Raw genomic sequence first — 24,299 nt, forward strand, 5'->3', positions numbered from 1 at the left:
ACCGGATGCAGGGTACAGGCCTGTATCAACAATCGTTTCCATCTGCTTTACAGATAAAGGTCGCCCCATGAAATCTTCACGTTTGCGCCTCAGCCATATCAGCCTGTCACTGGCGATGGCTTTCACTACCCTGGTCCACCTGCCGGCAGCCCTGGCGGCAGATACGGCTACGGCACAGGCCAGAGCCGCTTTACCCGCTGGCGTACAATTCGTCCGCCAGGTCGAGGGCATCGATGAATATCAACTGGCCAATGGCTTGCGCATCTTGCTGGTACCGGATGCCAGCAAACCGACCACGACAGTCAATATCACTTACAAGGTCGGTTCACGCCATGAAAACTATGGTGAAACCGGTATGGCGCATCTGCTCGAGCACCTGATGTTCAAGGGCAGCAAGTCGCATCCACGCCTGTGGGAAGAAATGTCACAACGCGGCGTGCAGTTCAATGGCACGACCTGGCTGGACCGCACCAATTACTATGAAACCTTTGCCGCCAAGCCCGAGACCCTGGCGTGGGCACTCAGTATGGAAGCCGACCGCATGGTCAATTCGCGTATTTCTGGTGAGGACCTGAAAACCGAATTCTCGGTGGTGCGCAATGAAATGGAAAAGAATGAGAATTCTGGCGTAGGCATGCTGATGCAACGTATCATTGCCAGCGCCCACCAATGGCACAACTATGGCAAGGACACCATCGGTGCGCGTACCGATGTGGAAAACGTCAATATCCCTCACTTGCAGGCGTTCTGGCGCAGATACTATCAACCTGACAACGCCACCCTGATCGTCGCTGGCGCGTTTGATGCAAAGCAGGCCTTGCAATGGATCGCCACCCAGTTTGGCAAGATACCCAAACCAAAACGTGCGCTGGAAACCACCTATACCCTGGACCCAGCGCAGGATGGCGAACGTGATGTCACGGTACGCCGCGTCGGCGAATCGCAAGCCATAGCTGCGCTCTACCACACGGTACCGGCCGCCCACCCTGACTATGCCGCGACCGAAGCACTGGCCCTGATCCTTGGTGATACGCCGAATGGCCGCCTGTACAAGGCGCTGGTCGAAACCAAGAAAACATCCGATGTCTTCCCCTGGGCAGCCAATCTGGAAGAGCCGGGCTTTTTGCTGCTGGGCGCCAATTTGCGTGCTGAGCAAAACCTGCCCGAAGCCAAGAAGATCCTGCTCGATGTCATAGAAAGCTTTGACAAGTCCCCGGTGACAGAGGCCGAATTAACACGAGCCAAGGCCAAGCTCGACTCTGACCTCGCACAGATTTTCAATGACCCTGAGAAATTTGGTGTAGCCCTGTCCGAAAGCATCGCATCGGGTGACTGGCGCCTGTTCTTCCTGTTCCGGGACCGCGCCAGGGCGCTCAAGGTTGACGATGTACAAAGGGTAGCCACCACCTGGCTGAAAGCCAGCAACCGTACTTCCGGCAGCTTTATCCCGACTGAAAAACCTGATCGCGTACCCGCACCGGCCAAAGTCGCCGTGGATGAACAGATCAAACAGTTCAAACCCGGCACTGCCGTGGCCCAGGCAGAAAACTTTATAGCTTCTGCCGACAACATCGACAAGCGTACACAGACTGGCACACTGGGCAATGGCATGAAATACGCTTTCCTGCCCAAGACCACCAGAGGTAATACCGTAGTCATGTCCTTGCGCCTGAACTTTGGCGATGAAAATAATCTCAAGGGCAAGTCTGGAGCTGCGGCACTGGTACCTGGCATGCTGAGCCGGGGAACAGAAAAACTCAGTCACCAGCAATTCACCGAAGAGCTTGATAAACTCAAGACCAAGCTGCAGATCAATGGCGACGCCAGTTCTGCCACGATTGACGTGGAAACAGTACGTGACAACCTGCCGCGTGTCATCGAATTGCTCAGCGATGCCCTGCGTCGGCCCGCTTTCAGCGAAGCTGAATTTACACAACTGGTCAATGTACAACTGACGCAACTCGAAGAATCACGTAAGGACCCGCAGGCAGTTGCTATCGACGCAGCCAGAAAAGCCGGTAACGTCTACGCCAGCGATGATCCGCGCTACAACCGCAGCATCGATGAAAAAATTGCTCAGCTAAAAGCGGCCAGGCTCAGTGATGTACGCGCATTCTGGAAAGAGTTCTATGGTGCAAGCCAGACCAATCAGGTGCAGCTTGCCGTCGTTGGTGAATTTGATGCAGCCAGGGTAAAAACTGATATGCAATCTGCCTTCGGTGACTGGAGCGCAACCCAAAAATTCACCCGCCTCCCTCGACCATTTCATGAGACTAAAGCCGATGAAAAACAGATTATTACCCCTGACAAGGCCAACGCTTTCTTCATGGCTAACCAACAAATTCCTGTCGGTAACAAACACCCGGATTATCCGGCGTTGGTACTCGCCAATTATCTGTTCGGTGGCAGCGCCAATTCGCGCATACTGAACCGCATTCGTCAGAAAGATGGGGTCAGTTATGGTGGTGGTTCCAGTCTGGTTGCTTCAAATTTTGAAGATGTGAGCAGCTTTTCCATGGGGGCAATTTATGCACCGCAAAATCGCGTCAAGCTGGAAACCGGCATGCGTGAGGAATTGACGCGTGTCATCAAGGAAGGTTTTACGACAGCAGAGCTTGAAGACGGCAAGAAGAGCCTGATCCAGCAATATCAGTTGGAACGCAGCCAGGACGGCATGCTGGCATCCAATCTGGCGATCAATCTTTACCTTGGCCGCAACATGCAATTCCAGGCAGAACTTGAGAAAAAAATCCAGGCACTGACGCTGACACAAGTGAAGGACGTCATGGCCAAGTATCTCGGCTATGAAAAAACCTTGCGGGTATTTGCCGGCGATTTCAAATAATTCTTCATTGATCTTTCAATTCATATTTCAATTTTGCCCGGGAAACCGGGCAATTTTTTTACGGACCTGCCATGCTCAGTACACCTGAAGATGCCTATGATTTATTAAGCGAACTCGGCGCGCCGCAACGATTACTCACGCATGTCAAACTGGAAGACGAAGCCGCTGAGATATTGATAAACAAGTACGAATAAATGCACTTGCCATTCGATGCCAACCTGATACGCTTGGGTGTCGCCATGCATGACGCAGGAAAAATCCTGCACCCACAAGAACTGGAAGGGCCTGGTTCCCTACACGAGCCTGCCGACGAAAAAATGCTGCTGGCGCGTGGCGTCGACAGCGCCATCGCCAGATGTCGCGTAACCCACGCGCAGTGGCGGCAAAGCGGCTTGAGCCTCGAAGAATTGTCGATTGCCCTGGCTGACAAGTTATGGAAAGGCAAGCGTGAAGAACAGCTGGAAATGCTGGTCATCCATGCCATTGCGCAGAAATTGCAAGTCGATCAATGGGATTTGTTTACCGGACTGGACGACCTGTTTGAGCGCATCGCTGCAGGTGGCAGTGACAGGTTACAGCGCAGCAGGTATCCGGGCAGCTCTTAAAACCAGGGCGGGATATTTGAGCAAAGCTCAGTTCAGCCTCACCAAGTTGGGCTACACTGAGCTTTTGCAAACGCAAATCCTGCGCCATGAGTGTCCGGTTTTTTCGCTATATTTTTATCATGCTGTTATGCCTGCCAGGCGTATCGCTGCTGGCCGCCGACAAGCCAGTCATGAACCTGGCTTCACTGGAATGGTCGCCCTATGTCGGCTCGCACCTGCCAGATGAAGGCTTGACATCCGTCATCGTCAAGTCAGCGGCCATACAGGCAGGGATCGATACCCATATCAGCTATACCCCCTGGAGCCGTGCCGTCCAGCTCGGACTCAACGACCCTGGCTATGCTGGCTACTTCCCGGCCTTCTATTTGAAAGAGCGCGAGAAGACCTGTTATTTTTCTGCGCCGCTGGGCAACAGCATCGTCGGCTTTGCCTATTTAAAAGACAGGCATTTTGACTGGAAAAACTATACGGACCTGAAAGGCCTGACGATCGGTGTCGTACAAGACTATGCCAATGGCGAAGAATTTGATGCCGAAGTCAGGAAAGAACAGCTAAGACTTGATGTCGCACCGTCAGACATCAGCAATTTGCGCAAACTGATGGCCGGGCGGGTCGACCTGGCAATAGTCGGCAAGGATGTATTGCGTCAGTTACTGATCACCGAACCCAGTCTGAAACCAGGCCGTGACAGCATCGTTTTTCATCCCAGGGAAGTCACTAATTTTTCCATGCACATCTGCTTCCAGCGTAACAGGCAAGGATTAAAGTACAAACAAATGCTTGACCCCTACCTGGAAAAACTCAATCTCAGGAAAATTGAAAACCTGTATTTTCAGCAGATGCAGAATAGTCAACCCTAACACAGGTCTATCCGATACAAACTGCGTCCAGTCTAAGCACCAAACAAATCAAGCTGATGATCGACTTTTTCATCCGCCAGCCTGGTACCCAGACCGAGCAGGCGTACTGGCAGTTGCTTTCTTGCGTAACCGGTTGCCAGTAATTGCGCATAGATGTCCTGGTCAAGTACTTTGCTGCCGCATTCAACGGTCGTGATGCGAAAATCAGAGAACCTGATTTTGACATAAAGCTTTTGTATGCAGTCCTCTGCATCGACCCTTTGCATGCGCTGCTGCAAAGAGGCATACAAGGCGGGTAATTCAGCCTGACAAGCCGTCAGGTCAGGCAGGTCATTGGTATAGGTTTCTTCAACACTGACGGATTTGCGTTCTGAGTAGGCGCTTACCTCTCGCCTGTCTGTACCACGGCAAAGCAAGTACAGGTTGTTGCCGAACTTGCCGAAATGCTGCATCAGGTCAGGCAAGGACCATTTCAACAAATCACGACATTCCTGTATGCCCATGGAATGCAATTTGGCCGCGGTCACTTTGCCAACACCATGCAGGCGCGCTACGGGCAAGGCAGCAACAAAGTCTTCTACCTCATGAGGCAGGATCACGAACATGCCATCAGGTTTGTTCCAGTCACTGGCTATCTTGGCCAGAAACTTGTTGGGGGCGACACCTGCCGAAGCCGTAATACCCACCGTCGCTGCGATCCTTGCGCGAATTTCTTGCGCAATCAGGGTGGCGCTGCCTTTATGCTGGCTGGCATGACTGACATCAAGATAAGCCTCGTCGAGCGATAAAGGCTCTACCGCCTCGGTATAGTCGCGATAGATGGCCAGGATCTGGCGCGAAGCCACCCGGTATTTTTCCATGTTGGGCGGCATGATGACGAGGTCGGGGCAGCGCCTTACTGCCTGCGACATCGGCATGGCGGAGCGCACGCCATAGCGACGCGCCTCATAATTACAGGTTGCCACTACACCGCGCTGGTCAGGCTTGCCACCCACCGCCAGCGGTTTGCCGCGCAGCGCAGGATTATCGCGCATTTCTATCGCGGCATAAAAACAGTCGCAGTCGCAATGGATAATCTTTTTCACAGCCAGGGTCCGAATAAGTATTTGCGCTATTGTTATTGTATATCCATTCAGCACAACAACTGAACATGCATACAGTAAAAATATAGCACATGTTAACTAGGGATAACAGCACCTACCTGTTTAAGCTAAGATAAGCTTATTGCCGATTTCTTTCTTTTTTCTGGTGTTGAATATGAAAAAAATACTCTCCTTGCTGCTTGCGCTTGCCCTGGCCTTCAGCGTCACCCTCGTCAACGCTGTCCCACCACAACCTTATGATGAAAACGCCGATGCCAAGGCAGCAATAGACAAGGCCCTGGCTGAAGCAAAAAAACTTGATAAAAAAGTACTGGTTATCTTTGGCGCGAACTGGTGCAAGGACTGCCTGGAACTGGACAAGTCCATGCATGGCAAAAACGAAGCCCTGCTTGCCAGCAAATTCATCACCGTCAAAGTGAATGTGGGCCAGTTCGACAAGAACAAGGAACTCGCCGATTTTTATGGTAACCCTATCAAGAAGGGTATCCCGGCTGCGGTTTTGCTGAGACCAGACAACAGTGTGCTGTTTGCTTCCAAGGGCGGTGAACTGTCGAATGCCCGCAAAATGAGTGAGCAAGGCGTATACGATTTCTTTGACGAGATCACCGCCCTCTACAAATAAGACAAGCGAAATAAACAGGATTTCCAGGCATGTCCGAGCTTCCCGTCATGCAAGACAGCCATCCAGTCAACCAGGATGAGCTGACCTTATTGCGGCGTAGCCATACCCTGCTATCCAATTTTTCACGTTGCCTCAACGGTATGTTCTATCAATACCGGCGTTATCCTGACGGACGTTTTTGCCTGCCGTATGCCAGCGATGCCGTTGAAGAATTTTTTGGCGTCAAGGCAGACAGTTTGCGTGAGGACGCCAGCATCCTGTTTTCCAGGATACATCCGGACGACTTGCCAAAGATGATCGCCGGCGTGCGCCTGTCTTTCGCTGACCTCACCCCCTGGCACCAGGAATACCGCATCATCTCGCCCGATAAAGCTGACCGCTGGGTGGTTGGTGATGCCACACCGGAACGGCTGCCCGATGGCAGTGTGCTCTGGCATGGTTTTCTCAGTGACAATACAGAACGCAAACTGACCGAACAAAGATTGCTGGCGGCCGAACGCCAGCGCCGCCTGGTCCTGAAAGCCTCGAACCAGGGTTTGTACGACATCAATCTGCAAACCGGGGTAGGTAATTTCAGTCCTGAATATACGCGCATGATAGGTTATCTGCAGACTGATTTCGCCAGCCCGCAACAATTCTGGGATTATTTCTGGGGTAGTGCAGTTCATCCCGACGATGTTCAGAATCTCAAGCAGGCTTACAAGGCGCACGCCAAAAGCCTGGGCAACAGCGATTACCATGCGGAATTCCGGCAAAAGAACAGGGCTGGTGAATGGCGCTGGATCATGTCCATCGGCAGCATCGTCGAATGGGATGGCAGGGGCAAACCCCTGCGCATGGTCGGCACCCACATCGACATCACCGAACGCAAGCAGACCGAGGAGATGCTCAGACAGAACCAGGAACTGCTGGAAACCAACAAAAACCGTTACAAAGAGCTGGCGCGTGAACTGGAAATCCTGATCACCAATGCACCGGTCGGCATTATGTTCGTCAGTAACGGCGTGATCGTCAGGGCCAATAAGGCACTGGCCGAACTATGCCGCTTCCCCGACCCGAAATCCATGATAGGTGTGGAAACCACATTCCTGTATCAGGGACAAGAGGATTACCAGGCCTTTGGTGAACGAGTAACGCCTGGTCTGCTGGCAGATGAACCTGTAGAACTCGAATGGGAATTGCGCCGTTTCAATGGTGAGCGTTTCATTGGCCGGGTTGCCGGCCGCGCCTTGCCGACCGAAAGCTACGTGCGCGGCGCCGTCTGGATGATAGAAGATGTCACCGAACAAAGGATGACACTTGACGCCTTGCGCACCAGCGAGCAGCGACTGCAGCGACTGATGAATTCCAGCCTGATCGGCATCATACAGGGCAATGACACGGGCCAGATACTTGACGTCAATGATGTCTTCATCCAGTTCAGCGGGTACGACCGTGATTTTCTGCTGACGGAAGAAAAGAACGCCTGGGACACTCTGCTGTCACAGCAGGATTTGAAGATATGCCAGCAGGCTTACCGCGAACTGATCAACACAGGCACCACGGCACCGTTTGAAATCATGCTGCAGCAGGGTGAAAACATCGGCCTGCCCATTCTGGTTGGCCTCAGCCACCTTGAAAATTCCGAGCGTGAATGGGTGGCTTTTGCCATGGACATCAGCGACCGCTTGCGCATGAATCGTCTGAAGACCGAATTCATTTCCGTCGTCAGCCATGAACTGCGTACGCCACTGACTTCGATACGCGGTTCACTGAGCCTGCTCGAATCCGGTGTCAGCGGTACCCTGCCCAAACAGGCTGAACACCTGATACGCATCGCCCACAACAACAGCAAACGCCTGATTACCCTGGTCAATGACATCCTCGACATGGACAAGCTGGCCAGTGGCAAGATGATCTTCAAATCAGAACCCCTGGACCTGGTGGCCCTGGTGCAGACCGCCATAGAATCGAACATGTCTTACGCTGCCTCGCTGAAGGTCAGCCTGGTGCTGGACAATCATCCGCAGCAGGCCTGGATACTGGCGGACCATGACAGGCTGATGCAAGTCATGGCCAACCTGATTTCGAACGCAGCAAAATTTTCGCGCGAAGGTCAGGTCGTGCTATTGCGCGTGATGGGCAAGGGACCACGCTACCGGGTTGAGGTGCGCGACAAGGGAGCCGGTATCGCACCGGAATTCCAGGAACACCTGTTTGAACCTTTCACCCAGGCCGACGGTACTGACACCCGCCAGAAGGGCGGCACTGGCCTGGGTCTGTCCATCACCAAGGCCATGCTGGAAAAAATGCATGGACAAATCGGCTTTGCCAGCGCACTCGGTGAAGGCACGACGTTCTGGTTTGAGTTTGACGTTTACCGTTGAGCCGGCAAGCCGGGACATGGCTCAGTTTGCCTGTTGCCTGAATTCAGAAGGTGTCAGGTTCACCGCCCGTTTGAAGGCACGGCGGAAACTGCGGCTGTCCGAGTAGTGCAGTTGTTCGGCAATGTCATCAAGACTCAGGCTGGTGTTGCGCAGATAATGACGGGCTTTTTCCATGCGCAGGCTTTCGGCCAACTGAAAATACGAACAGCCTTCGCGTACCAGCAGGCGATGCAAAGAGCGCGGGCTGATGCCCAGTACACTGGCGAGTTCAGGCACGCTCTGGTTTTCACATTGCAGACTGACCAGCTTGCGCAGCAGGCTTTGCTTGCCGCTCAAGCCTATGGCAGCCAGTTCGGCGTCGCAAATTTCTTTGCTGGTTTGCGCCAGTGCCGGATCGGGCGCTGGCAAGATGGTGTCAAACACGCTGTTACTGACGATGATGCGACTGACATCAGCCCCATAGCTGACCGGGCACCCAAAGAAATCTTCGCCCACCGAGCGGCTCGCCTGGCGATTACCGCGCAACTCTACTTTTTCCAGTTGCAGGGCTGAGCCGCACAGGGCGCGACTGACATTGATGGCAGTGGCCAGATGATCAGCATCCAGAAAATCCTGTAATTCCACATCATCAAACAGGGGACGTGCGCTCAGCACGGAAGTCTTTTCACCCGGCTCCAGCACCAGTTCCACCATGGCGCCGGCAATCAGCTGATATTCCAGCCCGAACTGCATGGCCTGGGACAGCGATTCCTGCGCCCGCATGCCGCTGGCCATGGCACCAAGTTGTGGCAACGACTTACGTGCGCCTGACAGGATACCCAGGTCTGCCCCACCCTGACGGCGGGCCTGCAAGAAAGCTTCCCTGGCCTGGATATAACTCAAACGCAGGTTCTGCGCCGGAAAACCATCCGCATTCAGCGCCAGCGCCGGGAACAGGCTATGCAAATGCCAGTCGCGCTCACGACCTATCGCCAGCAAACCCGAAAACGGGTGCGCCGGGAACACGGCGTCCTGCACCGACAATACTGGTGCAACCTGTTTTTGCAAAGTCTTGTTCATCGCTCATCGCCTCAAAGTCTCAGCCTGCAAGATGGCAGTAAATGTCCTTACTTTCGGTTTAACTGAGGATTATTATCTGCATAACCGTACACTGTAGCCAGTGTTTCGGCAATATCATAAAAATCAGACATAACATTGAGACAACATGACAACAACTGACTTTATTGTGGTCGGCGGCGGCTCCGGTGGCTGTGCCGTGGCCGGACGTCTTAGCGAAGACCCGAATCTGAACGTCACCATACTGGAATCTGGCGGCAAGGGCGACAGTTGGGTAGTGAATACCCCCGCCGGCGTAGTTGCCATGTTGCCGACAAAACTCAATAACTGGGCTTTTGAAACGGTACCGCAACCAGGTCTGAACGGCAGGCGCGGCTATCAGCCGCGCGGCAAGATGCTCGGCGGCTCGTCCGGCATCAATGCCATGGTGTACATACGCGGCCACAAGCAGGACTATGACCAGTGGGCAGCCCTGGGCAACCAGGGCTGGTCCTTTGATGAGGTCTTGCCGTATTTCAAACGTTCTGAAAACAATGAAACCCATGGCGGGCATTATCATGGGCAGAATGGTCCGCTGCATGTCAGTGAATTGCGCAGTGACAACCCTTTCCAGCAAATTTACCTGGAGGCGGCACGCCAGGCCGGTTTCAATATCAATACTGACTTCAATGGCGAAGAACAGGAAGGTGTAGGCATTTACCAGGTCACCCAGCACAACGGCGAACGCTGGACAGCAGCCCGCGCCTACCTGCATCCGCACTTGGGCAAACGGCAGAATCTGCAGGTGGAAACCGGCTGCCACGTGACACGTATATTGTTTGAAGGCAAGCGCGCCGTTGGTGTCGAATATCGCCAGGGCGACCAGATCAAGACCTTGAAAGCCAGACGTGAAGTCCTGCTGGCAGCCGGCGCCTTCCAGACACCACAACTGCTGATGTTGTCTGGCGTTGGTGACGGCAAGGCATTGCAGGCCATGGGCATACCTGTGGTGCATGCGCTGCCTGGTGTAGGCCAGAATTTGCAGGATCACCCGGACTTTGTTTTCAAGTACCGCGCCAAAAGTCTGGACCTGCTTGGCATTTCTGCCGGTGGCAGCCTGCGCATGATAAGGGAGTTCCGCCGTTACCAGACACAGCGGCGCGGACTCTTGACATCAAATGGCGCAGAAGGCGGCGGCTTTCTGAAAACCGACCCGAACCTGTCCGCACCTGACATACAACTGCATTTTGTGCTGGCCATGCTCGATGACCATGCGCGCAAACTGCATCTGGGCCATGGCTATTCCTGCCATGTCTGCCTGCTACGCCCCAAGAGTGTTGGTGAACTGACTCTGGCAAGCAAAGATCCCATGGCGGCGCCGCTGATCAACCCGCGTTTTCTGGAACACCCGGATGACATCGAAGCCATGGTCAAAGGCTTCAGGCTGACCCGCAAGCTGATGGATGCACCAGCCCTGGCGGCAGCACGCACCAGCGATTTCCAGACTGCTAATGTGCATACTGACGACGAGATACGTGCAATCTTGCGTCAGACTTGCGATACTGTCTACCACCCCATCGGCACCTGCAAGATGGGTGTCGATGATATGGCTGTGGTTGACCCCAGCCTGCTGGTGCACGGCATGCAGGGGCTGCGCATTGTCGACGCCTCTGTCATGCCGACACTGATCGGCGGCAATACCAATGCGCCGACCATGATGATAGGTGAAAAGGCGGCCGACATGATCAGAATGGCCCGGTAAGCCCCCTTGATCTTGCAGTTTATTTACTGACCATGACTGACAAAGAAGGTGCAGGCAAGGCTGGTCTTGCCTGTTCAAAGGCATAGCCCATGTTGAGCAGTTTGGCCTCGCTCCACGCGCCGGCAAACAGGGACAGTCCCACCGGCAAACCGCGCACCTGCCCCATGGGCACAGTCAGGTGCGGGTAACCGGCAACGGCTGCCGGACTGCTGGCGCTGCCTTCCACCACGTCGCCAGCCTTGTAATCGATGGGCCAAGCTGTACCGGTGGTGGGCGCAATGAGCGCATCCAGCCGGTATTTTTTCAGCACCGCATCGATGCCCTGTTTGCCTGCACGCTGTCTGACACGGGCACTGGCCTGTTTGTAGGCAGCATCTTTCAGGCCGCCGGTCGCTTCTGCCTGTTCCATCAAGTCCTGGCCAAAATAGGGCATGACAGTATCTGCATGCTGTTTGTTGAAGGCGATCACCTCGGCCATGCTGCGGGTCTTGACCACAGCCGGCGTTGCCGCCAGATAGGTATTGAGATCAGCCTTGAATTCATACAGCAGGACCGTCAGCTCATCCTTGTCGAGGTCTTCGAGATGCGGCAACTCTATCTGGTCTACTACGGTAGCACCCTGGGCAACCAGGATGGACAGGCTCTTGTCAAACAAGGCTTTGGTGTCGGCGTCATAGCCATCGACGAGCTTGCGTACCACACCCAGACGCATGCCTTTTAATGCCGTCGTCTGCAAACCCCTGGTGTAATCTTTGGCACGACGCTTGTCAGCCTGGCGTGTAGCCGGGTCCTGCTTGTCGCTACCGGCAATGGCGTTGAGCAGCATGGCAGCGTCACGCACTGTCAGCGTCATCGGCCCGGCCGTGTCCTGGCTGTGACTGAGTGGGACAATGCCGGTACGGCTGACCAAGCCTATGGTGGGCTTTAAGCCGACCAGGCCATTCACGGATGCCGGGCAGACGATGGAGCCATCGGTCTCAGTGCCTATTGCTGCGGGTATGAGGCGTGCCGCCACCGCCGCACCGGAACCCGAACTGGAACCGCAGGGGCTACGGTCTGCCGCATACGGGTTACGGACCTGCCCGCCGACGCTGCTCCAGCCACTGGTGGACTGCGATGAGCGCAGGTTCGCCCACTCACTGAGGTTGGCCTTGCCCATGATGATGGCGCCTGCTGCCCGCAAGCGGGCGACCAGGGGGGCATCTTCCTGCGCCCGGTTATCTGCCAGCGCCAGCGAACCGGCCGTTGTTACCATGCCGCGTGCAGCGATATTATCTTTCAGCAGGATGGGCAAGCCAGCCAGGCTGCCCTGCTTGACCTGTTGCTGGTCGATTGCCATGGCGTCTGCCTTTGCCTGCGGATTTTGCAGCATTACCGCCTGTATCGCCGGGTTCTGTGCCTGTATGCGGGCTTCGTACAGTTCAACGATCTGCTGCGCTGTCAGTTTGCCGTTCTTTAAGTCCTGCTCCAGTTCATGCAATTCGTCACTGGCACACGCAGAATGCGGCAATATCAAAGGAAAGGCTGTGATCAGGGCCAGGCCAAGCAGGCGTAACTTCATGGTGTGGTTTCTTTCTTCTATCAGAATGGGACAACCTGACGCGTCAGGGCGACACTGATGATGTAGGCAAATGTTAGCAGCGCCGCAAAAAAAGCCAGCTGCCTGATTGCCGGGGTTTTACCGCGCTTGATGGCAATCGTACCCAGGGCAATATACAGCAGCAGGGCCAGCAGTTTGGCCGTCAGCCAGTTTTGCTGGAAGGGATATTGTCCGCTGATGAAAGCCAGACTCAGTGCAGAAGCCAGCAAGACAGTATCAATCACATGCGGCAGGACTTTTACCCAACGCTGGTTCATCAGGGCTGAGTCACGCATCTTCCAGATACCGCGCAAGACAAAGAGACTGCCGCTGAGGGCTGCGCAAGTCATATGCAGGTGTTTGATGGCAAGATAATTGATGGACATGGTGTTAAATAAAGGGGGTATTGACATGAGTAGCAGAATTTTCTGTGTCTGTAATACTACCCGAAAGTCATGTAAAAGAGCCAAGCATGCTGTGCAGACAATTTATTGTGAGGGTTTCAGAGGCCGTTGACTTAAATCCATTACACTTTCATGTATCGACATCTTTTGAAAGTCAGCCTGCATGAATTTTCTCAGCATTCAATCCAAAGACGGCGCCAGCGCCCGCATTGCCAGTCAAGGGGCGCATTTGTGTTCATGGGTACCTGCCGGTGGAACAGAACAGTTATTCATGAGCAGTGCCAGCGCATTTCAGGATGGCGTGGCCATACGTGGCGGCGTGCCCGTGGTGTTCCCGCAATTTTCCAACCAGGGCACTCTGCCCAAGCATGGTTTTGCCCGCACTTCTGAATGGAAGCTGCTACATTCTGGCCAAACCCTTAATGGTGCGGCAGAAGCAGTGTATGAACTGAAAGAAAACATTGCCCGCCTCAGCATCTGGCCCCATGTCTTCCGCGCGCAATTGCGCATCAGTGTGGCTGGTAACTCATTGCAACTGGAGCTCGATATCGACAATACCGGCGACACCAATTTCAGTTTCTCGGCCGCGCTGCATACCTACCTGGCTGTCAACAACATTGCCGATGCCAGCCTGCACGGCCTGCAAGGGCTGTATTACCGCGACACCGTCAGCGGCGCCGATCATTGTCTGGAAAGCGATGCTGCTTTGCGCATCCATGGCGAAACAGACCGTATCTATGGCGCAGTACCGGCAACACTGGAACTGCACCAGCCACACCAGACTACCCGCATACACAGCACCGGCTTTGCCGATGCCGTGGTGTGGAACCCCGGTGCCGGGGCCGCCAAAATCAGCGACCTGGAAAGCGGCGGCGAACAGCGCATGCTGTGCGTGGAAGCTGCAACTATCCTGCGCCCCGTCAGTCTGATACCAGGTGAAAGCTGGGGTGGCAGCCAGCGTCTGGAAGTCATTGCCACAGGCAATTGACAATTTTATACATTTAACACATAGTCACAATCCTGCCTGGACAGTCTCACTCTCCAGGCTTTGGTTTTTTGCACTTGCTGTACTTATTTATTGCACCTTGTTTACTCTTCAAGACTGAAAGAATTTATGCAACAACTACGCTCTGGCCTGACACTGGCACCGGTATTGCGCGCCCTGGTGCTGGGTGGCGTCTTCCTGTTTACCGCACCGGCAGCGCTGGCTGATACCTTGCCCAAAGGCATCAGCCAGGTAAGCAGTGTTGAGGGTATTACCGAATACCGGCTGCCGAATGGCCTGCGCGTCTTGCTGATGCCCGATGCTTCCAAGCCTACCGTCACTGTCAACATTACCTATCTGGTCGGCTCACGTCATGAAAACTATGGTGAAACCGGGATGGCGCATCTGCTTGAGCACCTGCTGTTCAAGGGTACGCCCACCCATGCCAAGGTCGATGAAGAATTCAACAAACGCGGCATGCGCTTCAATGGCACGACTTCACTGGACCGTACCAATTACTATGAGCTGTTCCAGGCCAGTGACGACAACCTGAAATGGGCACTGGAGATGGAAGCTGACCGTATGGTCAACTCTAATATTGCCAAGAGTGATCTGGATACCGAGATGACCGTGGTCCGCAATGAGTATGAGCGTGGTGAAAATTCACCGTTTGCCGTCCTGCTCAAGCGCATGCAGAGCGTGGCTTTTGACTGGCATAACTATGGCAACTCCACCATCGGTAACCGCAGCGACATAGAAAACGTCAAGATTGAGAACCTGCAAGCTTTTTACCACCAGTACTACCAGCCCGACAATGCCGTGCTGCTGGTTGCCGGCAAATTTGAACAGGACAAGGTCTTGCAATGGATTAATGCTTCGTTCGGCAAGATTGCCAAACCAAAACGCACGCTACCGCAATTCTGGACCACAGAGCCGACCCAGGACGGCGAGCGCAGTTTCACCGTGCGCCGCACAGGTGATATACAGATCGTCATGGTTGCCTACAAGGTACCTGCCGGTTTGCACCCGGACCGTGACGCTCTCGGCTTTGTCGGCAGCGTACTGACCAACGCCCCGCATGGGCGTCTGCACAAGCAGCTGGTAGAAACAGGCAAGGTCGTACAGGTATTTTCCAGCAGCGTAGGCTATGTGGAGCCGGGCCTGACCATTATCGGCGCCGTCGTGAAAAAGGGTGATTCGGTGGAAGCCGCTAAAGAAGCCCTGCTGGCTGGCATAGAAGAGTTCAAGAGCAAGCCGCCGACGGCAGAAGAAATGGAGCGTATCAAACGCGACAATGACAATTCCTATGAAAAACTGCTCAACAACCATGAATCCATCGGCATCAGCATGTCGGAATACATCGCCATGGGGGACTGGCGCTACCTGTTCAAGGACAGGGATGACAATAAAAACGTCAGTGCTGAAGCCGTCAACGCAGCGACCAGGCGTTACCTGGTGCGTGATAACCGCACCATAGGCATGTTCATACCGGAAGACCAGCCACAACGCACCGACATCCCGGTGGCACCTGGCATTGCCGAGGCGATGAAGGATTTCAAACCCAAAACTGCCACACTCAGTGCAGAAGTGTTTGATTCTTCCCCGGCAAACATAGACAAGCGTACGCAGGTCAGCACCATAGGCAATCTGCAACTGGCCCTGCTGCCGAAAAAAACCCGCGGAGAAACCGTCAATGTGTCACTGAACCTGCACTGGGGTGATGAAAAAACCCTGGCTGGCAAAGCCAGCGCCATGGGTTTTGCCAGCGGCTTGCTGGGAACCGGAACCAGCAAATACACGCGTGCCCAGCTGGCCGATGAAATGTCCAAGCTGAAGATGAGCGGCGGCCTGTATTCCTTCCAGACCACGAGGGCAAACCTGCCGGCAGCACTGGAACTGGTGGCCCACGTTTTAAAGGAGGCCAACTATCCTGAAAGCGAATTCAAGCAAATGCAGGAAAAAGCCCTGGTCGGTCTGGAAGCGACCCGCAATGAACCATCTGCCGTCGCCAGCCGCGCCATGGCATTGCACTTCAGCTCTTACTCCAAGGATGATATCCGTGCTGCATTGACACTTGATGAAATGCTGGATGCCATGCGCTCGGTCAAACTGGAAGACGTCAAGGCCTTCCACAAGGATTTTTATGGTGTTTCCAAAGGGGAACTGTCCATCGTCGGCGATTTTGATGTGGATACCGCCAAAAAAACTGTCGCCAGGGTCTTTGAAGGCTGGACCAGCAAAAAGCCTTATTCACGCCTGGTTGCCAAGCGCGCTGAGGTGCCTGTGGTACGCAAAACCTTTAATACGCCGGACAAGGAAAATGCCGTATTCCTCAGTCGCATGAATCTGAGCCTGCGTGAAGATGATGCCGACTTCCCGGCCCTGCGGGTAGCCAACTATATTTTTGGCGGTGGTGCCGGTATGAATTCACGTGTGATGGAGCGCATACGCCAAAAAGACGGCCTGTCCTATGGCGGCGGTTCCAGCCTGACCGCCGGTGAAATTGATCCTGTCGGCAGCTTCAGCATCAATGCAACTGCTGCACCACAGAATATGGAGAAACTTGAAATCGCCATCAGGGAAGAACTGGCCCACGCACTGAAAGACGGCTTTACCGCAGATGAGTTGAGCAAGGCCAAATCCGGCCTGTTGCAGCAACGAGCACAAGGCCGTACCAGTGACGGCGCCGTCGCCAGCGGCTGGAACAACAATCTGTACCTCAAACGCAACTGGGCCTGGTCACAAGCCATGGATGACAAGATACAGGCGCTGACATTGGGGCAGGTAAATGATGCCTTCCGGCGTTATATCGATCCGGCAAAAATGAGCACTTTCATTGCCGGGGATGAGGCCAAGGCAAAATCGGGTGCAGGCAAATAGCTTCATGCAGTAAGAGCACACGGTAATTTCATATAGCACAAGGCCGGAAATCCTGGATTTCCGGCTTTTTCATTTGTTACCGTGATGACATGTCCGGGTTGTTGCCGGCCTGGCCAGGTGTTCAACCTTTCCAGCTTCTCTGCAAGCCGGTATCCGTATGTATCCATCCCCCCTGCGCGGACTGACGGTAGTAAAAACCGACACCACCCTGGCGGAAGCTTTGTATCAGTTCACCAAGCACTTCTTCATGCAGATGGGGGATGCGTATGTCAGCAGCCTTGCCCTCCATATGCAGGGATTTGCGGGCTGCCGGCACGCCCTCTTCTATCAGGCGCTGGTTCGATGCCTGGGTGCGGTAACCGGACAGGATCTCCAGCGGGCGAGTCATGCCAAACCTGGCCACATAGGCCTGGGTGGCCCACAGGGTTTCGAGCAGCTTGGGGTCCATGGGAGCAGTCTGTTTGCCGTTAACGTCACGCAACATATGGCATAACTGCTGATAGGCCGGCTCCAGGACTTCGCCGTCTTTCCAGTACAGGAGCTTGCTACGCTCACCGGTAGCCGGGCGTATCAGATCCAGGGTCCTGGGTTTGACCCAGAATTCTATATCCAGGGCTTGGGAATCAAACAACTCTGGCGGCGGGGTCGGTGCTGCAGATTTGCTGCCGTCACTGGCATGTGCGGCCCGCAACATCCCGTGCTGGGCGGCAAGGCCAGCGGTACCGAGCAAGAGCCCCTTCTTCAACAACTGTCGGCGTGTAATGATCATGTTCTGATTTTGCTTCTCAAAAAACCAGCTTAGTGTACATCTGATCGCTTATCGTATTGCAAATACTTAGTGGACTGTAACAGCCACTTACATTTCATCCGGCAATTTTGCGTTTGATGACAAGGATTGCGCATTCTGTCTTTTTCCATGAGGTATTCCAATCAGAACACCAGTAAACTAGAATCGTTAACCCTTTTTTACATTCAATATCATGTTCAAATCATTCGGATGCCTGGCGCTCATGAGCGTTTTGCTGACTGGCTGTGAGGTCAGAGTCAATGGTAACACCATCAAGGGTAGTGGCAAGCTCGTCAGCGAGCAACGTAGCGTGACGGAATTCAACGCCATACAAAATTCCAGCTTCTTCGATGTCATTGTCACGAATGGCTCAAAACCCGCCGTCGAAGTCAGTGGTGACGATAATCTGGTGCCGGAAATTGAAACTGTCGTCGAAAACCAGGTCCTGATCATACGCAGCAAACGCAAAGCCTACAGCTTTAGCTGGAGCAGCAAACCGGGCACCGTCAGAATCACCGCCAGCGGCCTGAACAAGATCAGCAATGGTGGCAGTGGTGACGTCGATGTACGTGACATACAGACAGAAAAATTGACGGTAGAACAAAATGGCTCGGGTGATGCCAGGGTCAGCGGCAAAACCGCGAACCTGAAGTTAACGAGCAGTGGTAGCGGCGACCTTGACCTGCAACAGTTACAGATTAGCCAGCTGGAACTGGAAATGCGTGGCTCCGGTGATGCCCATCTCAGTAACATCGTGCAATCCCTCGATGCTGCAGTACACGGCAGTGGGGACCTGAAAGTCGACAACCTGCAAAATGCCGCCGTCAAGCTGGCAGTACATGGTTCCTCTGACGTGAAATTAACGGGCAGTATCAAGGCATTACAAGTCGAGATGTATGGTTCTGGTGATGTCGTCGTGCAAGGGCTCAGGGCTGAACAGGCAAACATAAAGAGCAATGGTCCCGGTGAACTGCAGCTGTCAGGTGAAGTCGGGCAACTGGTCTTGGCCAGCAATGGCTCCGGCGACGTCAATGCCAACGATTTACAGGTCAAGGATTTGCAGATTAGCAATAATGGGTCGGCCAATCATAGTTTCCGCCGCATCCAGGGCGCACTGAAAGCCGACCTGTCAGGCTCTGGCGACTTTGAGGCAGAACTGCAATCCGATGCAGCCCTGGAAATCAATATGCAAGGCCCTGGCCATGTCAGTCTCAAAGGCAGGGCAAAAAGCCTGAACGCAAAATTAAGCGGCAGTGATGATCTGAAAGCAAGCGATTTGCTGCTCGACAGCGCCAGCATCAAGGTCACCGGTCCCGGCATGGCCGAAGTCAATGTGAAACAGGCAGGGGGTTCCAGGATAGTCAAGATAGACCGTAACGGCGTTGTCAATGAGTGACAACTGGCAAAGCAGGTAGCACAAAATCCAGCTATTCCATGGAGAACAGCTGGATTTTTTGTATAGGTGACGAATCAATTTCCGGCAGCTCTTGCCGGGCACTCGTACACCCACACGTTTGCCAGATGCAATTGTTAGTAATGTATGCAAGCACTACCCCGGTACAGCCAAAGCAGGGAAATTACGCTAAGATGATTTGAGTCAATTCAGCGACCGGGATCACAATGCCAAGACTTTCTCGCTTACTAGGCTGCCTATTGCTGGCGGGCAGTTGCTGGGGCAGCGCAATAGCGGCACAAGTCAGTAAGAGTGTCGTCTTGTTGATGAGTGAAGAACTGGACGGCAAAGGCCAGGTCATCCCCATACGGACCGAGATCATGGAAGTGCTGCATGCACTTGAACAACGTGCCGGACTGAAGTTTGAAATCCGCCGTTATCCCTGGAAACGGGCACTGGAAAATGCAGCGAATGGTGAAGGCCTGATCTTCGGGATTTCAAAAACCAGGGAACGCCTGCATAACTTTACATTCTCAACCCCGATTTTTGCCGATCAGTCACTACTGGTGACGCTGTGCAATGCAAAATTCCAGTTCAACTCCCTCAACGATCTCAAGGGCAAGACCATAGGCATCGTACGCGGCACCAGCTATGGCGAAGAATTTGACCGCCTGAGCAACGTGCTGTTCAAGGTGGAAGACGATACCGGCAACATACCTGGCCGCTTCCAAAAGCTGGTGATGGGACGCATGGACGCTTTTCTTTATTACAGCTCGGCTACCAACATCAGACAGCTGGAAAACCGCCTCAACCAGCAATATGCTGCCGAATTTACCGGCAAGCAGACAAATGCCGCCCTGTTCTGTATTCTGCCCAAACCCGTATCATCGGTAGATATACATATTGCGATACGGCCAGACCTTGACAGGGGTTTGATGGAAAAACTGGACCGCGCCATCGTACGCAGCCGCGAAGATGGCGTGCTGGCCAGAATCTACAATCCCAGATGAACTTGCAATATGAACGTATCGCCACGCAATAGTCCTTGCTCAGCGCGCACCCTTGTAGTGATGCTGCAATACCAGCCTGCTGCTGGCGATGAGGGTATTGAGACCCAGAATCAGTTGTATCAGCACATGACCAGGCAGACACCAAACTTGTCCGCGCGGTGCAGGATTGCCGGTAACTGCCATCAATACCGGCGCAACCCAGGCAGCTTCAGGCGTCAGATCCATCAATACGTCACCGTCAGAGTTGGTGTGCATGTACAGCTCGCCGCCATGCAGCAAAGTCAGGCATATACCCTGCCCTGTCGTGGGTTTGTTGCCCAGGGCCTGTTGCAATTCCCGGTGCTGCAAGTCCATCCAGGCTTCTACATCCGGGCCGCTTTCCAGCGAAATCCAGGGGTGTTCGGTCAAAACCGTGGTGCTTGTATCCTGCATGTCATTTAACATCTTGTATATTTGCCAGACTGGTTTTTAGCGCATGGTAATCTAAAATTCACGCTGATATTCAGTATTGTGACACGAACAGGGATATTTCCTGGCGACCAGAGCCGGGAACCATGATATTGCCAAAAACATTCTCTCTTACGAAGCACTTACGTTATTTTATTACAATCTCTATTTTAGCTTGCACATCCTGAGACTTGGCAATGCCGGTTTGTCACAGACAGTGGTTTATTCCATTCATTGCCCGGGGCTCGCACGAGAATACACCCAACCTTCTTCTATCCAGACTGGGAATTAATATCATGACTACTGTCTCTACACAAAAAGAAACTGTCATCGTCACACCTTATAGTGGTGACTACAGAATAGATGTACTGCTGCCATCTGCAACGGCACGCTGGAACAACGGTAGCCCGGTTGGTACCGCCGTAGAGGTGAGCTTCAGCTTCATGAATGCGGCACCCGGCTATGCTCAAGACTCTGACAAGAAGGGATTCAGCGTCTTTACCGATGAGCAAAAAGTAGCAACGCGCAAGATACTCGACCAGATTTCTCAGCAATTCGGTATCAGTTTCAAAGAGGTGTCCGACACCGCCGACAGCTACGGCTATATCCGTTTTGGCAATAATGCCCAGGGAAGCACCAGTGCCGGTTATGCGACTTATCCCGATACCTCAGACACCAAAACCAGCGGCGATGTTTACATTAACAATGAAGCCAGTGACAACCTGAGCAATATTGTGCCCGGTAGTGGCGCCTGGTCCACCCTGGTCCACGAAATTGGCCATGCGCTGGGCCTGAAACATCCTGGTAACTACAATGCAGGGGAACCGGCATCAAGCGCACCCGATAATTTTCTGGCCGCGGCAGAAGACAACGCCATCAATACCGTCATGTCTTATATTTCAGCCCCACAGGGACAGGAAAGAGACTTCTTCGGCAAATATGACTATCTTGCGCTGCAATACCTGTATGGAAGCAAAACCTACAATGCTGGCGACACCACCTACAATTTCACCGATGCGGATGGACGTGTACTGAAGGTCATCAATGACACAGGCGGTGTTGACACACTCAACATGTCTGCATTGACAATGGCAGCAAATATCAACCTGAACCCAGGTGCGAACAGTTCTGTCGGCAGGCTGGCGAGTGATACTGCCTCAATCAATAATGTTTCCATCGCTTACGGGACAGTGATCGAAAACGTGATCGGCACACGCTTTAGCGATGTCATGACAGGCAATAATGCCAACAACCGCTTTGAAAGCAACGGTGGTGGCGACACGGTGGACGGTGGCGCAGGTTTTGATGTATTGCTGATCAAGGAAAACCGTGCGGCATTCACAATAAAAAAAGGGAGCAGCGACGTTAAATTCATCAACAATTCAACCAATGATGTCACCTCAGTCATCAATGTGGAGCGCGTGCAACTCAACGACAAAGTAGTGGCATTCGATTTTGACGGAGTCGCTGGTCAGGCTTACCGCCTTTACCAGGCGGCATTTGACCGCAAACCTGATGCCGCCGGCCTGGGTTACTGGATTGCTGACATGGATAAGGGTTCCAGCCTGAGTACGGTCGCAGCCGGTTTTTTTCAATCTGCCGAATTCCAGAAACTCTACGGCGCCAATCCTTCGACGACCACTTTAATCACTAACTTTTACCAGAATGTCTTGCACCGTGCGCCTGACCAGGCTGGCTTCGACTACTGGAACAAGGAACTGAGCAGTGGTGTCAGCACACCTCAAACGGCACTGGCAAGTTTTTGTGAAAGTGTGGAAAACAAGGCACAGGTCCTGGCTGCCATACAGGACGGTATTGAATATACGATGTGGCTGGGATGATCATCCCGGTGAGATGGTCTATGCATGATTGCCTGGGCGCAGCGGCCGCGCTCAGGCAGTCATCATCATGTATCTGAATTACTTGATTTGCCTGACCTGCAAACCCTGCTTTTCGAGCATATCAAGAATGCTGTTGGGGCCGGAAAAATGTCCGGCGCCGACTACGATAAACAACTTCTTCTCCTTGTTCAGCATGTCGACAATTTTTTCTGTCATGCCTGGATTACGGTCATCGAGCAAGATTTTCATCAGTTTCTTGGAACCGGCATCCTTGTTGGCTGCATGCAGCAGGATTTTTGCGAGGTTTTCGGCATCGCCGTTTTTCCAGGCTTCTATCATGTCGGCAGTTTCACGCAGGATGTCACCGTTTTTCAAGCCATCCAGGGTCTGGGCCAGCATGGCGTCGGCATCTTCATCATTGAGGCTGCCAAGCATACTCGCCTGAAACGCCAGGCTTTCCAGTTCTACGATGTCTTTCTTGTCTTGTTTGGCGCGCAAGAGATAATGTAAGTCCACCCCTTTCGATGCATCATAACCCTGCTGCCTGAACAGGCTGAGAGTCAGCGCGGTGGCAGCGATGGTAGGCTTGAGGCTCTGGAATTGCACAACAGAAGACCCTACCATCGCTTGCAGGTTTTCCCAGGTTTTTTTACTGATGTGATTTTCCAGTTTGTCCGGAGCCGCATAGGTAAACAAGGGCATGGTTTTTTCTGCGGCCTTGGCGTCCGTCGTATCGACTTCAACTACCAGGGTGTCAGCCTGTTTGTAGGCCTGCTCTACCGCCTCGGGCATGGGGTAAAAACTGGCCTTGGCCAGGTGAAAGGACCCAAACAGGTAAGCGGTATTTTTTTCCGACTTGACTTCCCACATCACACCTTTGGCCGGCGTTTCTTTTTCAGCCTGGGCGTATGCCGTACCTAATGTCAGGGCCAGCCCCAGTACCGTCACGTACTTGAACATCAGTTGAGAAAATGCACTCTTCAATTTCATTATCGTTTTTCCATGTAAATTTTTCCTGGCGGCACAGAATACCAGAAAGCCCGGACTGTCATGTGTAAAACAACGCACTGTTACTGTCCACTAATACAAGGTAGCACGCTGTCTGACGGGTAATTCGCTATCGTACTTTTCGCCATCGACTTCAGCATTGCTCAAGGCAGCCAGAATAGTGCCTGGACTGGGCAAGTCCGGCTTGCCATCAAGGGCACGTTGCCACAAACGCGAGCGCAGGATGGCGCGGGCACACTGGAAATAGACAGCATCGACCTGTATGCGCAATACGCATTTGGGTGGTTTACCGTCAACGGCAAGTCTTTCCAGCAGTGCCGGTTCAATGGAAATACTGGCGCGACCGTTGACGCGCAGGGTTTCACCTGCGCCAGGTATCAGGAACAGCAGAGCAACATGCGGGTCGGACAAGATATTGCGCAAACTGTCAATACGGTTATTGCCACGCCGTTCGGGCAAGAGCAGGGTCTGCTCATCTTCCACCACGATAAAACCGGGGGCATCGCCACGGGGTGAGGCATCCATGCCCTCTGGTCCATGGCTGGCCAGTACAGCAAATGGTGAGGCTTCTATCATGGCACGGTAATGCGGATGCAGGTAAGTCACCTCTTTCGTGATCGAGGCAGTACCAACTTCATCAAATAGATGGCTGAGCTGTTCAGGTGTAGTAATCAGATGGGGATGGATCTGGGGTTGGGTCTGGGTTTGGACTGGTGTAACCATAGTGCTTCATCTTTCAAAAATACAAAAACTTGGGTCTGGCAAAG

The 24,299-nt window shown here is 53.4% G+C and carries 20 protein-coding genes; 12 read left to right on the top strand and 8 right to left on the bottom strand.

The genetic code is table 11. From position 1 onward, the window contains the following. Nucleotides 1-67: 67 nt before the first annotated feature. The 4 genes from LZ463_RS04245 to LZ463_RS04255 all read left to right on the top strand — a co-directional run bounded on the left by LZ463_RS04245 (nt 68) and on the right by LZ463_RS04255 (nt 4,310). Nucleotides 68-2,845 (top strand): M16 family metallopeptidase, encoded by a 2,778-nt coding sequence (locus LZ463_RS04245; protein ID WP_241454159.1) that lies wholly within the window; start codon nt 68-70, stop codon nt 2,843-2,845. Nucleotides 2,846-2,916: 71 nt separating this feature from the next. After that, nucleotides 2,917-3,039: a hypothetical protein gene (locus LZ463_RS29020; protein WP_277623924.1), complete on the top strand. Its 123-nt coding sequence runs from the start codon at nt 2,917-2,919 to the stop codon at nt 3,037-3,039. Continuing rightward, nucleotides 3,040-3,450, top strand: a complete 411-nt coding sequence (locus LZ463_RS04250) for a hypothetical protein (RefSeq protein WP_241454161.1) — start codon at nt 3,040-3,042, stop codon at nt 3,448-3,450. It begins immediately after the preceding gene. 86 nt (nt 3,451-3,536) lie between these two features. Beyond that, on the top strand, nt 3,537-4,310 hold the full coding sequence (locus LZ463_RS04255) for a substrate-binding periplasmic protein (RefSeq protein ID WP_241454162.1): 774 nt from the start codon (nt 3,537-3,539) through the stop codon (nt 4,308-4,310). 32 nt (nt 4,311-4,342) lie between these two features. On the opposite strand, the gene dinB is transcribed toward LZ463_RS04255, so the two are convergent. Next, entirely contained in the window at nt 4,343-5,395 is a 1,053-nt protein-coding gene (gene dinB / locus LZ463_RS04260; protein WP_347176240.1) for a DNA polymerase IV, read from the bottom strand. A 172-nt stretch (nt 5,396-5,567) separates the two neighbouring features. Between dinB and LZ463_RS04265 the strand changes: the two genes are divergently transcribed. Then, complete coding sequence (locus LZ463_RS04265; protein ID WP_241454163.1) at nt 5,568-6,035, top strand: thioredoxin family protein; 468 nt, start codon at nt 5,568-5,570, stop codon at nt 6,033-6,035. Between the two features lie 29 nt (nt 6,036-6,064). Further along, entirely contained in the window at nt 6,065-8,401 is a 2,337-nt protein-coding gene (locus LZ463_RS04270; RefSeq protein WP_241454164.1) for a PAS domain-containing sensor histidine kinase, read from the top strand. Nucleotides 8,402-8,422: 21 nt separating this feature from the next. Here the strand turns inward: LZ463_RS04270 and LZ463_RS04275 are convergent, their stop codons facing one another. Continuing rightward, nucleotides 8,423-9,460, bottom strand: coding sequence for a helix-turn-helix transcriptional regulator (locus LZ463_RS04275; RefSeq protein ID WP_241454165.1), 1,038 nt, complete (start codon nt 9,458-9,460; stop codon nt 8,423-8,425). A 145-nt stretch (nt 9,461-9,605) separates the two neighbouring features. Here LZ463_RS04275 and LZ463_RS04280 point away from each other — a divergent pair, with 145 nt between their 5' ends. Further along, nucleotides 9,606-11,198, top strand: a complete 1,593-nt coding sequence (locus LZ463_RS04280; protein WP_241454166.1) for a GMC family oxidoreductase — start codon at nt 9,606-9,608, stop codon at nt 11,196-11,198. A gap of 19 nt (nt 11,199-11,217) precedes the next feature. Here LZ463_RS04280 and LZ463_RS04285 read toward each other — a convergent pair whose 3' ends face one another. After that, nucleotides 11,218-12,759 carry an amidase gene (locus tag LZ463_RS04285; protein ID WP_241454167.1) on the bottom strand — a complete coding sequence of 514 codons (1,542 nt, stop codon included), beginning with the start codon at nt 12,757-12,759 and terminating at the stop codon, nt 11,218-11,220. Nucleotides 12,760-12,779: 20 nt separating this feature from the next. Next, entirely contained in the window at nt 12,780-13,190 is a 411-nt protein-coding gene (locus tag LZ463_RS04290; protein WP_277623925.1) for a SirB2 family protein, read from the bottom strand. 154 nt (nt 13,191-13,344) lie between these two features. Between LZ463_RS04290 and LZ463_RS04295 the strand changes: the two genes are divergently transcribed. Next, nucleotides 13,345-14,169 carry a D-hexose-6-phosphate mutarotase gene (locus LZ463_RS04295; RefSeq protein WP_241454168.1) on the top strand — a complete coding sequence of 275 codons (825 nt, stop codon included), beginning with the start codon at nt 13,345-13,347 and terminating at the stop codon, nt 14,167-14,169. A 126-nt stretch (nt 14,170-14,295) separates the two neighbouring features. Then, nucleotides 14,296-17,046, top strand: a complete 2,751-nt coding sequence (locus tag LZ463_RS04300) for a M16 family metallopeptidase (RefSeq protein ID WP_241454171.1) — start codon at nt 14,296-14,298, stop codon at nt 17,044-17,046. A gap of 121 nt (nt 17,047-17,167) precedes the next feature. On the opposite strand, the gene LZ463_RS04305 is transcribed toward LZ463_RS04300, so the two are convergent. After that, entirely contained in the window at nt 17,168-17,815 is a 648-nt protein-coding gene (locus LZ463_RS04305) for a YcbK family protein (protein WP_489686075.1), read from the bottom strand. Between the two features lie 241 nt (nt 17,816-18,056). Between LZ463_RS04305 and LZ463_RS04310 the strand changes: the two genes are divergently transcribed. Then, nucleotides 18,057-19,229: a head GIN domain-containing protein gene (locus LZ463_RS04310; RefSeq protein ID WP_241454173.1), complete on the top strand. Its 1,173-nt coding sequence runs from the start codon at nt 18,057-18,059 to the stop codon at nt 19,227-19,229. A gap of 224 nt (nt 19,230-19,453) precedes the next feature. Further along, the gene (locus LZ463_RS04315) at nt 19,454-20,236 is read left to right on the top strand and encodes a substrate-binding periplasmic protein (RefSeq protein ID WP_241454175.1); all 783 of its coding nucleotides are present in this window, start codon (nt 19,454-19,456) and stop codon (nt 20,234-20,236) included. Nucleotides 20,237-20,275: 39 nt separating this feature from the next. Here the strand turns inward: LZ463_RS04315 and LZ463_RS04320 are convergent, their stop codons facing one another. Continuing rightward, nucleotides 20,276-20,668, bottom strand: coding sequence for a hypothetical protein (locus LZ463_RS04320; protein WP_241454176.1), 393 nt, complete (start codon nt 20,666-20,668; stop codon nt 20,276-20,278). Nucleotides 20,669-20,979: 311 nt separating this feature from the next. Here LZ463_RS04320 and LZ463_RS04325 point away from each other — a divergent pair, with 311 nt between their 5' ends. Beyond that, nucleotides 20,980-22,524 (top strand): DUF4214 domain-containing protein, encoded by a 1,545-nt coding sequence (locus tag LZ463_RS04325; RefSeq protein WP_241454178.1) that lies wholly within the window; start codon nt 20,980-20,982, stop codon nt 22,522-22,524. Nucleotides 22,525-22,602: 78 nt separating this feature from the next. Here LZ463_RS04325 and LZ463_RS04330 read toward each other — a convergent pair whose 3' ends face one another. Both LZ463_RS04330 and LZ463_RS04335 read right to left on the bottom strand, forming a co-directional pair. Further along, entirely contained in the window at nt 22,603-23,514 is a 912-nt protein-coding gene (locus LZ463_RS04330) for a TraB/GumN family protein (RefSeq protein WP_241454180.1), read from the bottom strand. Nucleotides 23,515-23,604: 90 nt separating this feature from the next. Then, complete coding sequence (locus LZ463_RS04335; RefSeq protein WP_241454181.1) at nt 23,605-24,255, bottom strand: pyridoxamine 5'-phosphate oxidase family protein; 651 nt, start codon at nt 24,253-24,255, stop codon at nt 23,605-23,607. Nucleotides 24,256-24,299: the final 44 nt, after the last annotated feature.

The sequence above is a fragment of the Undibacterium paludis genome (assembly GCF_022568815.1).
Classification (GTDB): Bacteria; Pseudomonadota; Gammaproteobacteria; order Burkholderiales; family Burkholderiaceae_D; genus Undibacterium.